Source organism: Mesorhizobium sp. M8A.F.Ca.ET.021.01.1.1 (assembly GCF_003998025.1).
Taxonomy (GTDB): Bacteria; Pseudomonadota; Alphaproteobacteria; order Rhizobiales; family Rhizobiaceae; genus Mesorhizobium.
The window spans coordinates 1-850 of record NZ_RZSJ01001020.1 but is presented as its reverse complement, the minus strand read 5'-3'; the positions used below and the strand labels follow the sequence as shown (position 1 = coordinate 850).

Genomic DNA, 850 nt, shown 5'->3' with positions numbered 1-850 from the left:
GACGACGTGCCGACGGCGGTTGCCGACAGTGCGACGCAGACGACCGAGAATGCGCCTGTGACGGTGAACGTGTTCGCCAACGACGTGCCTGGCGCGGACGGAGTGAACATCACCGATCCGACCAAGGTGAGCTATGTGGCGGGATCGCTGGCGGGCGGCACCGGAACGGTCACCTACCACAATGATGGCACCTTCACCTACGCGCCGGTCGCCGGCGAGGAAGGGACGGTGACGTTCCAGTACCAGATCGTCGACGGTGACGGCGATCCGTCGGTGACCACGGTGACGATCAACCTGCTGAAGGATTCGACGCCGACGCTCGTGATCGCCGCGGGTTCGGACACCAGCGTGAACGAGGCTGGCCTTCCGGTGCGCGGCATCGAGCCGGCAGGTTCCGGCGAGATTGCCGACCATGATGGGACCAACAACAGCGATCCGAGCGAAACGGCGACGGGCGCGCTGACGATCACGACGGGCAGCGACACGATCGGCCACCTTTACGTGACCGACAAGAACAGCCTCCAGGTGGAAGTGACCAATGGCGGCCTGGTGCATGGCCAGTATGGCGACCTGACGATCACCGGCACGCCGGCGACAGGCTACACCTATTCCTACACGCTGCTGGACAACACCTCGGGCAACACTACCCATGACGACTTCGCCGTCCAGGTGGTCGATTCCGACGGTGATCCGGCCTCCACGACGCTCTCCATCGCCATCGTCGACGACGTGCCGACGGCGGTTGCCGACAGTGCGACGCAGACGACCGAGAATGCGCCTGTGACGGTGAACGTGTTCGCCAACGACGTGCCTGGCGCGGACGGAGTGAACATCACCGATCCGACCAAGG

At 64.6% G+C, this 850-nt stretch carries 1 protein-coding gene; it reads left to right on the top strand.

What is annotated here, in order from left to right:
- Positions 1-6: 6 nt before the first annotated feature.
- Positions 7-850 (top strand): cadherin-like domain-containing protein (locus EOA36_RS36315; RefSeq protein ID WP_348629844.1); only part of this gene is annotated, 844 nt, incomplete at its 3' end.